This window comes from Halosimplex pelagicum (assembly GCF_013415905.1).
GTDB lineage: Archaea > Halobacteriota > Halobacteria > Halobacteriales > Haloarculaceae > Halosimplex > Halosimplex pelagicum.
Genome location: NZ_CP058909.1, coordinates 2,059,312 through 2,071,728 on the forward strand (window position 1 = coordinate 2,059,312; position 12,417 = coordinate 2,071,728).

The following is a 12,417-nucleotide window of genomic DNA, read 5'->3' on the forward strand; positions in this document are numbered from 1 at the left end:
GGACACCCCCTCCCCGCGAAACGTCACCCTCTCGAACAGGTGAACGGAGTAACAGGTACCCTAGGCTTCTAGGGCCGATATTCTTTATGGAGAGCGAGCAACGGTAGGGTAGACGGGTATGAGTGAACGGAGCGGGTCAAACGACGGAGGACGCGGTCGCACGAAGCCTGCGGTCGACGACCTGGAGGGGGATCGGCCGTTCATCGACACGGTGTTCGAAGCGCTCTCGGACTGGCGGCGCCGCGAGGTCTGCCAGTTCTTCCGGGAGGGCGACGTGAGCACGGCGACGGTGGACGAACTGGCGATGCTGCTCGCGGCCAGCGAGCCGGCGGGGCTCGGGGAGCCCCGCGGCCGCAGCCACGACGAGTTCGCGACCGAGCTCGTGGAGACGCATCTCCCGCGGCTCGACGCGGCGGGCGTCGTCGACTACGACGACCGCTCGGACACGGTCCGCTACTGGGGCCAGCCGACCGTCGAGAAGTGGCTCGAACACGTCACCGAGGTCGACGGCCGCAACAACTGAGTCGCGCCGGCGCGGCGACCGGCAGTGGTCGCGCGGGGCGGGGTCGGCCCGCCGGCGGTCGGCTATCACCGGCCCGACCGGAAAGCGGGGGTTCTACTGATGTATCCCCATCACCTCGATCTGCTCTTGATAGCGGTTGCGAATCGTCACTTCGGTCACTTGCGCCACGTCGGCCACCGCTTTTTGGGTTCGTTTCTCGTTACAGAGCATAGCAGCCGCGTAAATCGCGGCAGCGGCGAATCCGGACGGGCCTCGACCCGATAGTAACGGCTCGGCGGTTTCCTCGATGATCTCGTTGGCCTTCGTTTCGACCTCCTGTGGCAAATCGAGTTTCGAACTGAATCGGGGAACGTACTGTTTCGGATCTATGGGGAGGAGTTCGAGTCCCAGTTCGTTTGAAATGTAGCGATAGGTACGGCTGATTTCGATACGTTCGACACGCGATATTTCGGCTATCTCCTCTAACGAGCGTGGAATGCCCTCCTGTCGACAACCAGCATACAGTGCAGCCGTGGCCACGCCTTCAATTGACCGGCCACGAATCAAATCCTCGTCCAATGCCCGCCGATAGATCACGCTCGTTACTTCACGGACGGAGCGCGGAACGCCGAGTGCGCTCGCCATGCGATCGATCTCGCTGAGGGCAAACTGAAGATTCCGCTCACCAGCGTCCTTCGTTCTGATTCGTTCTTGCCATTTGCGGAGTCGATGCATCTGGGATCGCTTTTTCGACGAAATCGAACGGCCATACGCGTCTTTATCCTTCCAGTCGATCTGGGTGGTCAGCCCCTTATCGTGCATCGTCTTGGTAGTGGGCGCACCGACGCGCGATTTCTCCTGGCGCTCTTGATGAGTGAACGCACGCCACTCCGGTCCTGAATCGACCAACTCGTCTTCAATCACGAGGCCGCAATCGTCACAGACACGTTCACTCTGCCCTGAACTCTGGACGATAGTATGTGATCCTCCCGCTGCGCACGTCTCAGTATCTGTCTCTCCACTAGAGTGCTCCGTTTCGTTCTCCTCCTCGAGACGAACAGACCAAACCATTGGTTTGTAACAGAAGAAGTACAGAGGCATAAAGTTTGAATTGCATATCTGACATCGATTGAAGAGAACTGATGAGGCTGATTCATACCCTAGAATAGAATCCATCGTTAACCCTATCACTCGTTTGTTAGGATGGGGTGCGGGTTCTATGGTGCCACGTATTGCGAACCGACACGATTTACCTGTACCCTCTCGTATGCAACTCATGGCAGATCTCAATTCCATTGCGAAACAGATTCACAACCTCAGCCCGGGTCCCGTCGAGATAACTCTTCAGGATGGATCGCAGGCAATATATCAGATCTCCAAAGCTGAGTTCTTTCAGCAGGAATTTCAGGCCGAAGGGACCCGAGAAAATGACGAACCTCGCTATCGATTCGTATCGAGTGAAGATAACGAATCAATTCTCATTGGACGGAAGGAGCCAGATGAGTCCACCTGGACAATGGTCGGGCGTATTCAGGAAATCGGTGCAGTTGAAACTGAATGAGATTCTGGATTTATTAATCCATCAATTATGCAAACAAACTTGTAGAGGGGATGTCCTCACGTCCAGCCGCCTGTTCATATGCAACATGCGCAGCAGCGACATCTTGAATAGCGAGACCGGTGCTGTCAAATATTGTCAGTTCATCCTGGGGGATTGTTAAATCATCTTCCGGACGTACTAATTCGCCAAGTTCGGCATCGATATCATCTTCATCGATTTCTCCTTGGTTCCATGGGACATTAATCTCACCTGCATGAATCGCTTGATCAAAGCTATCGATACAGACGTATCCGGTAGAGAGAATACTACTGTCGAGTTCCTGTTTTCCTTCTGCATCGGCACCGATGGCATTGATATGAGTATGAGGACTGACAGCGCTAAGCGGAACAATCGGTTCTTCAGCAGGGGTCACAGTCGAGACAATATCACATGAGGCTGCTTCTTGAATTGTCCCAGATTGAATCTCAAAATCGGGATGCGTGTTAATGAAGGTGTCTACAGCTTCCTCATCCACATCGTTTACGACGATCTTGTCGATTGGGCGGACTTGGGTGAGAGCTTCAAATTGTGCATACGATTGTGTTCCGGCACCGATGAGGCCTAAACTGCGAGCATTTTCGATCGCGAGACGATCTGTGGCAACGGCTGCAGCTGCCGCAGTCCGCTTCCGAGTGAGAACGGTCGCGTCCATGATAGCTAACGGACTAAGAGTCTCCGGATCGGAGTAAATGATTATCCCCATCACAGTTGGTAGGTTGTTGTTCAATGGATTATCTGGATGGACGTTAACCCATTTAATTGCAGCGCCCTCCCATGAATCCGCCTCTACATACGCAGGCATTGACCGAAAATCGCCGTTATACTGAGGCAGATCGATATACGATTTTGTCGGCATTACAACAGTCCCTCGTTCGTAGGCTTCGAACGCTTCTTCTACGGACGAAATGATTCCCTCAATCGGTACTGATTGTGTTACTTCAGAATCCAGCAGTAGAGTATCCATATGATCACCTACTTCCATGTTGGATATAGTCCCATCTCAATTCATACCTAATCAAGCTGATGTGACTGTGTTTGAACCACATTGTATCATCGGGTCATTCTGACTTCATTTCCTTCAGACGATCGAGCAAGTCTTCTGTCGAATTATCCGTTTCAAACGTCATCTTGCCGCTGTATTCCTCTGGTTGCTCTTCGGAGTCAGATTCAATTTCGGAGAGTTTCTTCTCGCGGCGTTCGAACTCGCGTTCATCGAAGTTACCCATGGCCATATGAATCTGAATCTTGGAACGGGTAACCAATAAGCATAGTGGGTTTATGGTAACAGTTCACAAGGGAGCCGGTTATAGGTGAGTGGTCCAGGGACTACTTATCAAGTGCATATACCGCACATGTAGCTGGCTTCGCGATGGCTGCAACCTGCCTGATTCTTACCGTTTATACTGGACTTGGAATCGAGACAGGGGGTATATTATTCAGTCTGCTTCCTCCAGCCTCGATGGAAGACAAACGGTGGTTCCTCTTCGCCCGTGTGAGTAGTGATGATCAACTGGACAACACCAGCACAGAAAAACAACTGTCCGATATTCGTCAGCGTACTGACGACCTGTCTGGTAGTATTACTGATGAAATAGAACGTGCCGAATCGGGTGCCCAAATGGATCGCGAGTCGTTGAACAGAATCTTGGATATGGGGGAGAATGATGAGTTTGACGTGCTGGGGATCTGGAAATTAGATCGGCTGACTAGATCTGATCCATGGGAGAGCGTCAGTTATCTTCGGAAACTGCGCGAATCCGATATCATTCTGTACTCCCATAATCACGGTTTCTTCGACTGGGAGGACCGGCGAGATTTCGAGATCATGGTCCGTGAGGTACTGTTCTCAAGAGAATGGTACTCCCGAATCAAAGAAAACGCTGAAGATGGTCAACTCAAACATCTTAAACAGGGGAAATATCCATTCGGGAGTCCCCACTGGGGATACACGACCGACGATGAGAAATATATCCGACTTACTGGACGTGGGGAGAATGTTATTCCAGAAATATTTGATATCTACGTGGAAACTGAAAATAGAGCGGAAACCAGACGTCGAGTGAATGATGAGCATGGGCTAAAAGATGACCCGCTCACAGACACTCAAATAAAAACAATTCTTGAGAGCCCACTCTGCTTAGGCCAGTTGGGTCTGAAAGGACAAGTTGTCAATACGAAGGCAGACCTTCAGTGCGTTTCAAAAGAGACATTCAATCGAACTCAAGAAATTCTAGAAAGTCGATCTGGCTCTTCCTCCGAAGCTGAAGTGGTGCCTGAGTCGATCGGACGAGCTGAAAAGAGGTTCGGTCCTGAGTTCATCGGGAACCTCTTCGACAAGCTGAGCACAGTCTGTCCTGAGCCTGACTGTAATGGAATATTGGAAGGAACAAATTCAACGAGAACGGTGCGGAATCGCGTCCTCATCGAGTACACGTGTGGGAAGTGTGACTTCACTGGCCCGCTCTTTGATCAACAAGAGATCAATAAACTGGATGCGACCATTCCGCTTGCCTGCCCATTCTGTGTATCGGTTGATGATGTCTCAGGAGAACAAGTATCGTCGTCTGCGCTTGAGTATCTCTACACCTGCAACAACTGTCAAAACGAGTTCGCGGTTGATGTCCCGCCCAATAAGTATCAACGGGCGTTTGAACATCCCGAAGTTGCTTTTCGTTGGGATCCAAACAGAGATCAGCCGTCTGAGGAAGTTGATGGGGTTAATCCGGAGGATACCGAATTTGTTTGGGGCAGGGAAATAATGTCCGATGGTGGTAGTGATCCCTGTTCTGATAGTGAAATGTAGGTGACAATGATGAATCCCTATCACCGATATATGCACAATTGATTGATCTCCCTCAATAGGTTAGTTCGAGATCTCTTGGGTCTTCTTCCAGACAGTCTCCTTTGACACTCCACACGCAGCACCCACCTTAGCTAACGTAACTGATCTGCCCTGCTCTTTGGCTGCGAGATAGATACAGGCAGAGGCGAGGCTTGTCGGACTCCCAGTAGATTCAATTTCGGACGAGAGTATCTCCCGGGCCCGTCGTTCAACAGCTTGGTCCAAGCTGAGCTGGCATCTTAGAAATGGGAGATACATTGCAGGGGGAGTGATTTCACTGTGAACATCGTATTCTGTTCTAAGTGCACGATATCCTGTTCGAAGCTGCTGATCTGATATTTCACACGTTTGAGCGACGACTCTCAGAGGTCGCGGTGACTTTTGTTGTCGAAAGCTCGCATAGATTACTGCTGCTATTCCCACAGAGACACTGCGACCCTGAAAGTACTGGTCTTGCCATGCTTCAGCGAGCATCTCGGCCGTTTTGATACAGTTGTCGCTGTCACCTCTGAGAGCCCGAACGAACTCTTCTGCGATTGCTATCATCTCAACTAGGGTGCCATCTGAGGAATCACGGACGGCTACTTTGTCCTCCCATTCTCCAGTGGTGCTCTCAGAGTTGGAAGATGTCCGAGACCGGGCATTCTCTTGTTTATATTCGTTTGCTACCTTATCTGGACCAGTAACGATGAAGCTACACTCCGAACAGAGTAATTCAGTTTCATTGATTGGTTCGGTTTCTGAGGATCCGCAAAGGGGGCATGTTGCTGATGAGACTGTCATGAGAGATCTCCATTCTGGTGGGCCCGATATTCGTTGATAATCCGCTCTGCTTTTGATTGTTTCCGCGAACTATCCATCCCAGTTTGTGCATGCTTGAATCGAAACCTGATGGCCGTTGCTTCGTCAAAGACTGCGTCAGGTAGGATCTGGTATTCTTCGACGGTGGCTTGGAAGTCAGCAATTTGGTAGTGTCCAATATACAATTCATTCCGTAGCACTTTGCCTACGGACTGACGACACCACGAGTCTCCGCGTTTGGTCGTCTTACCACGGCGGTTGAGTAGGAAGGAAACCTGTGGCATCGATCGTTCTTGGATGTACAAGTCGAATATTAGACGGACCAGCTCTTTTTCTGTCTCGTCGACGCAAAGGGTTCCATCATCATTCTTTTCGTAACCAAGTGGAGGACGGTCGTTTGGCCACTTCCGTTCTCGAGCGAGTCCGTACATACCTAGTTTGACTCGCTGACTGGTCAGGTCGGACTCCAATTCAGCTGCCGATGCGAGATTCCGGAAGTTGAAACGACCAACCGGATTGGTCGTATCGAGAAATTCGGTTACGCTGTGGAGACCGACTCCCAACTTGTCGAGCTCTTCCTCGGTTTTGACGAGGTCCACAAGTGAACGGCAGAAGCGATCTAGTTTCCAGAATACGACGACGTCGAAGAGGCTGTCCCGTGCTCGCTTGAGCATCGATTGAAATTCAGGCCGTTCGGTATTGCGACCAGACTCAGTACCTCACAAAGCATCGCAGGTTAGCCTGACCTGAGCCATCTGTTCTGTCGTGATGAGTCGTCGATAGCGGTTGAACAACACTGATTGATGGCGGAGCTGTCGCTGTCGGCGGCGCTCAGCCGCCGACGCGACAGCGTTGCCACTTGCGAAGACGCTTGTTCGGTCAGTGACTACCGGTAGAACCGGTCGTCAGGTGGGCGGTTCGCGGGGACGGCCCGACGCACCGCGAGGGCCGTCCACGCAGCCCGCCGAACCATATTCACGAACTCCTTGTACGGCCACCACCAGAGGCGACGCCCGCCTCGGCGGGGCGTCGCCACGTATTCATAGTGCAGATACCGCCACGCGTTCTGCAATAGCAGACTCACCACGACGTACAGCAGTCTCACCGTTGCATTTCGCGTCGTTGTCGTCGCTATCGCTTGCTCGGACAAGCGATAGCTCGACTCGATACCGAAGCGTTTCGAGTAGTGGTATCGAGCGTCGCGTGGCGTCTCGATGAACGGCGCGTCAGCGGCGTAGCCGTGACGCGCCACGCCGTGGTCGTCGTACTTCCCGTTCAGGTACGTACAGTCGATGTAGACGGGAAACTCGACGGTCCAGCTGTGACCGTCGAGTTTCCCTGTCAGATCGTGTTGGATGACGCGGCTCCACCCTTCCGAGAGTTCCTGCTGAATCTTTTCTCCCCACCGGATGATCGGGACCACGTAGGCGTAGTTGTGCGCCTGAAGCAACGTGAGGCACTTGCTGTCGTAGAATCCGCGATCAAGGTAGACGGCCTTGACTTCGGTGTCAAGGCCGTCGAGGACACCAAGGAACTCAGCGAGGACACTGCTGGCGGTGTCGCCGTCTTCGAGACGGCGCACCGCCAGCGTGTATCGTTTGTTCCTCACGCGTGCGTAGAGTGTGGCATAGGCGTGGAACGCGGTGGTTCCACGCTTGGCTTCCGAGCGGTAGAGAGCGTCTGTGTCGTCTTCGTCACCGTAGTAGGGCCGCAGGTGGAGGTCTGCGCAGACCTCCACCTGCTCGGGGAGAAGTTCGACGATGTCCCGTCGAAGAAGGGTGTTAGCGACTCGTTCGAGCCGTTCCGGCTCGAACTTCGTCCGGAGGTGGTAGAGGATCGTGTTCGCCGATGGCGAGTCTTCACTGGCGTTGCATAGCGTGGAGATCGAGGTCCCGTCGGCGGTTGCGCCGACGAGGACCTCGTAGATGTCCGCTACATCGATTTCAGCGTTGTTGGCGAGGTTGAGAGAAACTTCCTCGTCAAGTCGGTTGACGAGGAAGTTAAGAAGCTGGTCTTCGTGGATTTCACTGTCTGCTTGCTGCTGGTGTTTGGACACATCTTCAGCAAGCAGACGTTCTAACTAACCGGCTTTGTGAAGTACTGAGACTCTGCTTCATCAGCAAACACGAATATAACGTCCCATGTGGCGTTCTCACAGAATTCCCAACATCGTCTGACTTGTTCGTCAATCGAATATCCAAACCGCTGGCTATTCGACGAGGTTCGGGCGTAGATCGCTGCCTGCAGGTCTTCATCTGGTTCTGTTGTGTCTTCTCCATTTATTGTGCCACCTGGGCGAGAGGATGGAACATTATCCATACTACATTCCTCCGTCAGCAGTTGCAGACAGACGCAACTCAACGAGTGTCTCCGACTCCGCACAGTATGGACAGAGAGGATGCTGGTCTGGCCCAAGTTCTACGGGGATGTTTTCCCTGTCATACTTTGTTAAACAGTTTGGGCACTCCCACAACTGGACGTTATATTCTTCGGTTAATTCCGGGTATTTTTCAGCAAGTGTTGGTGTCAACGTCGCTCCCTCATGGGCCTCAAGGTAGTCAACGACCTTGTCTCGGGGATATAAATTGACATTCGGAACAAAGGGCTGTGTTGAATCGCTGTAAGGCGGTGGATTTCACTGTTTCACGGCTCGCTTGATGTTATAGACCACACACATCAGGGCAATCTCGCGGAACTCACGGAACCAGGAGCGCGCTCGCACGGCGAAGCCGAGCGAGCGCTTGACTGCCGAGTTGACAGTCTCGGTCATAGAGCGCTGATTGTAGCGATTTTCGTCGATTCTGGCATTGTGCGCGTGGTCGTAGGGCGCGAAGATCCGATGCTTGATCAGCGGTCTGATGTCGAGCTCACGTAGTGATTCACGGAGTGACTGCTTGTCGTAGCCTTTATCGGCGGCGAGAGACCGCAGATCGCCCGCGTTCCGGCGGGCGATCTGCTCGGCGAGGTCTGCGTCGCTTCCTTCACGGTTCGTCGAGCAGTGTACGTCGAGGACGGCTTGGGAGTCTGTATCGACGAGTTTCGTGACTTTGAGCTTCTGGACGCGGTAGCTTGTTCGCTGGCAGTAGTGGCGGCTCGCAGCTGAGCGGTCGTAGAATGTGGCGTCGATCGCGGCGTGTTTCGAGGGATCGTGCAGCTGCGCCGACTGGCGCAGCAGCACTCGACAGACGCTCATCTCGATCCGGTCGAACGCTTTACACACGGTGGACGGATGCGGGAGATCGGCCACGTCAAGGCCGATCTCCCCGGTTATTTGTGGCATCTCCTTCAGCAGGTCGATCGTCATGCGGTAGGACGCATCGAGGTAAATCCGCAGACAATGGATGGAAACGAGGGTGTACTCGGCGAATCCGCCGCCCCGGACGGCGGCGGCGGATTCGCCTCGTTCACCCGTAACCCTTTGAGCGATCGAGACACAACGTTCGGTGAAGCGGAAGATTTGCGTCATGGACAACGGAAGCCTCCCGCTTCAACTCCTTTGATTTAGCGACCGATCCCGCCGCCATCTAGTGATTCAACAGAGCCGAACAAAGGCTTTGGGGCTCATATCCGCATAAGGTGTATCGCCTTTTCCGCAACGTTCGCGATACGAACAGTACTCACATTCCCAGTCGGCTTCTGGCTGAGCTGGTGGGAGGTTATCGCTGAGTCGATATTCTGTATGCGTGTTAGCCCATGACAAGACTGTCTCATTCCAGAATTTTGTATCGAATTCGACATGGAAGACCTTCATCTCGAATGTGTCGCGCGAAATATAGATGAGAACACCTTCAGTCGGGTTTCGGTCTTGTTCTACGGAGAGTCCTGCCATATACGCGTGCAATTGAGCGCGATGACGTCTGTCCGGTGAGTCTTTGTACTCTATCGATGATGTGGTTTTTATTTCCGTCGGCAACAATGGTTCACTCTCTTCGTCGACGAGCACTGGATCTGTTACACCCTTGATCCGAACTTCGTTGCCTTGTATCTCGACATCGAAATCGATCCACATTGAGTTCCGTACAAAGGTTTGGTCAGTGCTGATAACATCCTGCAAGAATGGAAGAACAACGTCCTCCTCAATGCGCCGTCCAGTCCAGAGAATTCCTTCTGCATCATCCTGTTCTTCGGGTGCATTTTCCTGCCCGTAGTAGATTTTCCGGTGACACTGAAGGAGTTTACTTGGACTGTGGCGCTCTGAGGGTGGAACTGAACTCGGTCCATTAAAATACGGTTTCCCATCACGAATATTCTGCCGGAACTCCCGGTTCTGATACCACTCTTTGAACCGCACAGTCGTCATATCTTTCAGCAGTTGACTAACACTATCTCCATCAACTGGGGTATCTTCCGATTTTGAGTTGCGGGAATCGTCGGTTACCATTCTGGTCAACGTTCCGAGGTAGACATCCATAGTCAATGGCTCATTTGCGGTTCCTGATACACGCACAAGCGAATTTTACTTCCGATAGAAGGCCTCAATCGCCGGTTTGCTGAGGTTCAACAAGAGCGCAGCCAAGTCGAAAAACGAGCCCTTTTCGACGGTCTGCCGCTGGGGGTCATAGACGATTACTTCCGCGTTTGTTAGTGTCGGCAAGTGACTCTGGGATAATGCATTGTATACGTTTTTGTAAGGTTCTCCACTCGCATGTTCGACTGCGATCCCATTTTCTATGGCTGCAATCTGTCGTGCTAACCAGCGGGTGGATACTGTGTTCCCGTTCTTCACATGTTCAAGAATCTGTATTATCTGACGCCGTCGTGATGCCCGCAAAGCGTGTAGCAGCGTGGAAAGCAGTTCTTCGAGATCTTCATCTCCGATGTCTGAGTGGTTGTTACTGTCCATATTTTGAGATATGGGGCCGAGTCGTCCAGACAATATTTGGGCGATGTTGGTTGCGGACCATTTTGGGATCCTATCGGCTGAAAGCTATGATACTGGTATCCAAAATAGTTTGGGGTCAACTACAGTTGCTGAAAAATTCTCTGGTTTACTTAGCGCGTTTTGGATAGTCTAGACTCGTCCAGAGAGCAGTATGCGCTTTGACGCTGACTGGATGTCGCGTGCTGATGATCGCATCTTAGAGCATCTGGCCGAACGTGGACCAGATACGCCCAAAGAGATGGCAGACAGTGATCGGGTCCGATTTTCACGCCAACATATCAACGCTCGGTGCAAGAAGCTCGTTTCGTACGGCTTACTGGTTCATCTTGGGAATGGGGTCTACGACATTACTCGTGACGGGGAACACTATCTTGTTGGGGAGCTTGATGTCCGAGAATTAGAATCTAGATGAATACGCTTCTACTTGTACACAGTTTCGGAGGATAGGCTAGTTCCGAGTCGTATAGCCGACAGTTCGTGGTCTATTTTCTAGCGAAGTGCTCGATTCCTGCCCATCCTGAACGAAACAACCGAGTGAGATGGGATATTGCGCGGATTTGGGTGCACCTTCAGAGCGTTGCCGCTCCCAATCGGTGAACTCGGTTGGGATCGATCGCTTAATCAGGTGGTATCAATGCCGACACCACGATCTCGACACACTCACCGGCGGTCAACACGGGCGTGTAGGTCATCTCGCCGTCAACACTCGCTTTCAGCAGGAAATCGGTCAGCCGCCAGACGTTGTAGAGCAAGACCGCAAACACGAAGTAGAAGAACCGTACTCGATAATCCTTCGCTGGGCATCGACTAGACGAGGGCTGCACCACCCCACCCGAGAAGCAGCGAGAAACCGACGGCAGCTGCCGCCTGCCGGAGCATCATCCGACCGGCGTACCTCGGAGAGAGCTCTTTCGCGACCGTGATCGCCGTCACCAGGCAGGGAAGCAACACTCCAGTCAAGTAGACGGCTGTCAGTACCTGCACCGGAGTCATCGCGGACAGCGTCGCGCCGAGTCCGTCCGATTGTAACAGAAGCAGACCGTCCTTGCGGATCGATCCCATAACGATGACAAGTGCTGTCTCACCGGGGAGGTTGAACAGTCCTATCACTGGTCCGAGAGCCGCACCCATCACATCCAGGACTCCAAAGTAGTCCAACAGTGATGCGACGAGGACGATCACGGCGAAGACGGGGAGCGCTTCAAGAAGAAACTCCGAATCACGGTCTAGTCAAGGACGTGCGGATCACGACGAACGATCGCACAGTCGCGACGGACGGGGGCATCGCATCGTGTTCGTGCTCAAGTAGTGTCCAAACGACGAAGACCCACCGCGAACGCGTTGAAACCGCTGCCGGGGGCGCGTGGTCGTTCTTCAAGGATACGTTCCCGTATCTCCTGCTTGGGATGACGCTCGGTGCACTAATTCACGGGGCAGTCCCCGCGTCGTGGATCCAGCAAGTCGCCGGGAACCCGCTGGCTGTTCCGTTGGCCGCACTCGCAGGCGCACCGCTGTACGTCAGTATGGTAGGAATGCTCGGCATCGCTGCCCCACTCGTCGACCAAGGCGTTCCGATTGGGACCGTCATCGCGTTCGTCGTCGGTGGTGCAGGAGTCAGTATTCCGAACCTGATTCTTCTCAACAAACTCTTCGAGCGGAAACTCCTCGTTGTCTACGCCGCGACTGTCGTCACCATCGGGACAATTCTCGGATACGGGCTGAACGTTCTCTTCGTCTAATCGTATTCCTAGAAATCAGGAGCTTTCCAATGACTCCAGCAGATAGTCGTT

General features: G+C 52.9%; 14 protein-coding genes and 3 pseudogenes. 5 read left to right on the top strand and 12 right to left on the bottom strand.

Features of this window, described 5'->3' with window-relative positions:
- Positions 1 to 118 precede the first annotated feature (118 nt).
- A complete protein-coding gene (locus HZS54_RS10110) occupies positions 119 to 523 on the top strand; it encodes a DUF7344 domain-containing protein (protein ID WP_179922429.1) in 405 nt (134 codons plus the stop codon).
- Between the two features lie 93 nt (positions 524 to 616).
- Here the strand turns inward: HZS54_RS10110 and HZS54_RS10115 are convergent, their stop codons facing one another.
- Entirely contained in the window at positions 617 to 1,573 is a 957-nt protein-coding gene (locus HZS54_RS10115) for a transcription initiation factor IIB (RefSeq protein ID WP_179922430.1), read from the bottom strand.
- A 205-nt stretch (positions 1,574 to 1,778) separates the two neighbouring features.
- Here HZS54_RS10115 and HZS54_RS10120 point away from each other — a divergent pair, with 205 nt between their 5' ends.
- Complete coding sequence (locus HZS54_RS10120; RefSeq protein ID WP_179922431.1) at positions 1,779 to 2,063, top strand: DUF8072 family protein; 285 nt, start codon at positions 1,779 to 1,781, stop codon at positions 2,061 to 2,063.
- Between the two features lie 25 nt (positions 2,064 to 2,088).
- Here HZS54_RS10120 and HZS54_RS10125 read toward each other — a convergent pair whose 3' ends face one another.
- Together HZS54_RS10125 and HZS54_RS10130 are read right to left on the bottom strand one after the other, a co-directional pair.
- A complete protein-coding gene (locus HZS54_RS10125; protein ID WP_179922996.1) occupies positions 2,089 to 3,066 on the bottom strand; it encodes an ornithine cyclodeaminase family protein in 978 nt (325 codons plus the stop codon).
- 94 nt (positions 3,067 to 3,160) lie between these two features.
- The gene (locus HZS54_RS10130; RefSeq protein WP_179917554.1) at positions 3,161 to 3,334 is read right to left on the bottom strand and encodes a DUF5786 family protein; all 174 of its coding nucleotides are present in this window, start codon (positions 3,332 to 3,334) and stop codon (positions 3,161 to 3,163) included.
- Between the two features lie 137 nt (positions 3,335 to 3,471).
- On the opposite strand from HZS54_RS10130, the gene HZS54_RS10135 reads away from it, so the two are divergent.
- Positions 3,472 to 4,905 carry a recombinase family protein gene (locus tag HZS54_RS10135; protein ID WP_179922432.1) on the top strand — a complete coding sequence of 478 codons (1,434 nt, stop codon included), beginning with the start codon at positions 3,472 to 3,474 and terminating at the stop codon, positions 4,903 to 4,905.
- 60 nt (positions 4,906 to 4,965) lie between these two features.
- On the opposite strand, the gene HZS54_RS10140 is transcribed toward HZS54_RS10135, so the two are convergent.
- The 7 genes and pseudogenes from HZS54_RS10140 to HZS54_RS10165 form a co-directional block, all read right to left on the bottom strand.
- Positions 4,966 to 5,727 carry a transcription initiation factor IIB family protein gene (locus HZS54_RS10140; protein WP_179922433.1) on the bottom strand — a complete coding sequence of 254 codons (762 nt, stop codon included), beginning with the start codon at positions 5,725 to 5,727 and terminating at the stop codon, positions 4,966 to 4,968.
- Positions 5,724 to 6,176: a recombinase family protein gene (locus HZS54_RS10145; protein ID WP_281377752.1), complete on the bottom strand. Its 453-nt coding sequence runs from the start codon at positions 6,174 to 6,176 to the stop codon at positions 5,724 to 5,726. The genes HZS54_RS10140 and HZS54_RS10145 overlap by 4 nt, the downstream gene beginning before the upstream one ends.
- A pseudogene (locus HZS54_RS26450) lies at positions 6,168 to 6,443 on the bottom strand (recombinase family protein); the annotation flags it as partial. The gene HZS54_RS10145 and the pseudogene HZS54_RS26450, both read right to left, overlap by 9 nt.
- Positions 6,444 to 6,631: 188 nt before the next feature.
- Positions 6,632 to 7,801 carry an ISH3 family transposase gene (locus HZS54_RS10150; protein WP_179922435.1) on the bottom strand — a complete coding sequence of 390 codons (1,170 nt, stop codon included), beginning with the start codon at positions 7,799 to 7,801 and terminating at the stop codon, positions 6,632 to 6,634.
- 579 nt (positions 7,802 to 8,380) lie between these two features.
- Positions 8,381 to 9,211 carry an IS5 family transposase gene (locus HZS54_RS10155; RefSeq protein ID WP_179922436.1) on the bottom strand — a complete coding sequence of 277 codons (831 nt, stop codon included), beginning with the start codon at positions 9,209 to 9,211 and terminating at the stop codon, positions 8,381 to 8,383.
- 66 nt (positions 9,212 to 9,277) lie between these two features.
- The gene (locus HZS54_RS10160; RefSeq protein ID WP_179922437.1) at positions 9,278 to 10,156 is read right to left on the bottom strand and encodes a CRISPR-associated protein Cas4; all 879 of its coding nucleotides are present in this window, start codon (positions 10,154 to 10,156) and stop codon (positions 9,278 to 9,280) included.
- Positions 10,157 to 10,201: 45 nt separating this feature from the next.
- Positions 10,202 to 10,588, bottom strand: a complete 387-nt coding sequence (locus HZS54_RS10165) for a DUF7344 domain-containing protein (protein WP_218927136.1) — start codon at positions 10,586 to 10,588, stop codon at positions 10,202 to 10,204.
- Positions 10,589 to 10,778: 190 nt separating this feature from the next.
- Here HZS54_RS10165 and HZS54_RS26655 point away from each other — a divergent pair, with 190 nt between their 5' ends.
- On the top strand, positions 10,779 to 11,039 hold the full coding sequence (locus HZS54_RS26655; protein WP_425484377.1) for a MarR family transcriptional regulator: 261 nt from the start codon (positions 10,779 to 10,781) through the stop codon (positions 11,037 to 11,039).
- A 205-nt stretch (positions 11,040 to 11,244) separates the two neighbouring features.
- On the opposite strand, the pseudogene HZS54_RS26455 reads toward HZS54_RS26655, so the two are convergent.
- Together HZS54_RS26455 and HZS54_RS10175 are read right to left on the bottom strand one after the other, a co-directional pair.
- Positions 11,245 to 11,424 (bottom strand): annotated as a pseudogene (locus tag HZS54_RS26455) (transposase); the annotation flags it as partial.
- A 10-nt stretch (positions 11,425 to 11,434) separates the two neighbouring features.
- Positions 11,435 to 11,809 (bottom strand): nucleoside recognition domain-containing protein, encoded by a 375-nt coding sequence (locus tag HZS54_RS10175; RefSeq protein ID WP_246391881.1) that lies wholly within the window; start codon positions 11,807 to 11,809, stop codon positions 11,435 to 11,437.
- Positions 11,810 to 11,853: 44 nt separating this feature from the next.
- Between HZS54_RS10175 and HZS54_RS10180 the strand changes: the two are divergent.
- Positions 11,854 to 12,366: pseudogene (locus HZS54_RS10180) on the top strand (permease); the annotation flags it as partial.
- Between the last annotated feature and the right edge of the window lie 51 nt (positions 12,367 to 12,417).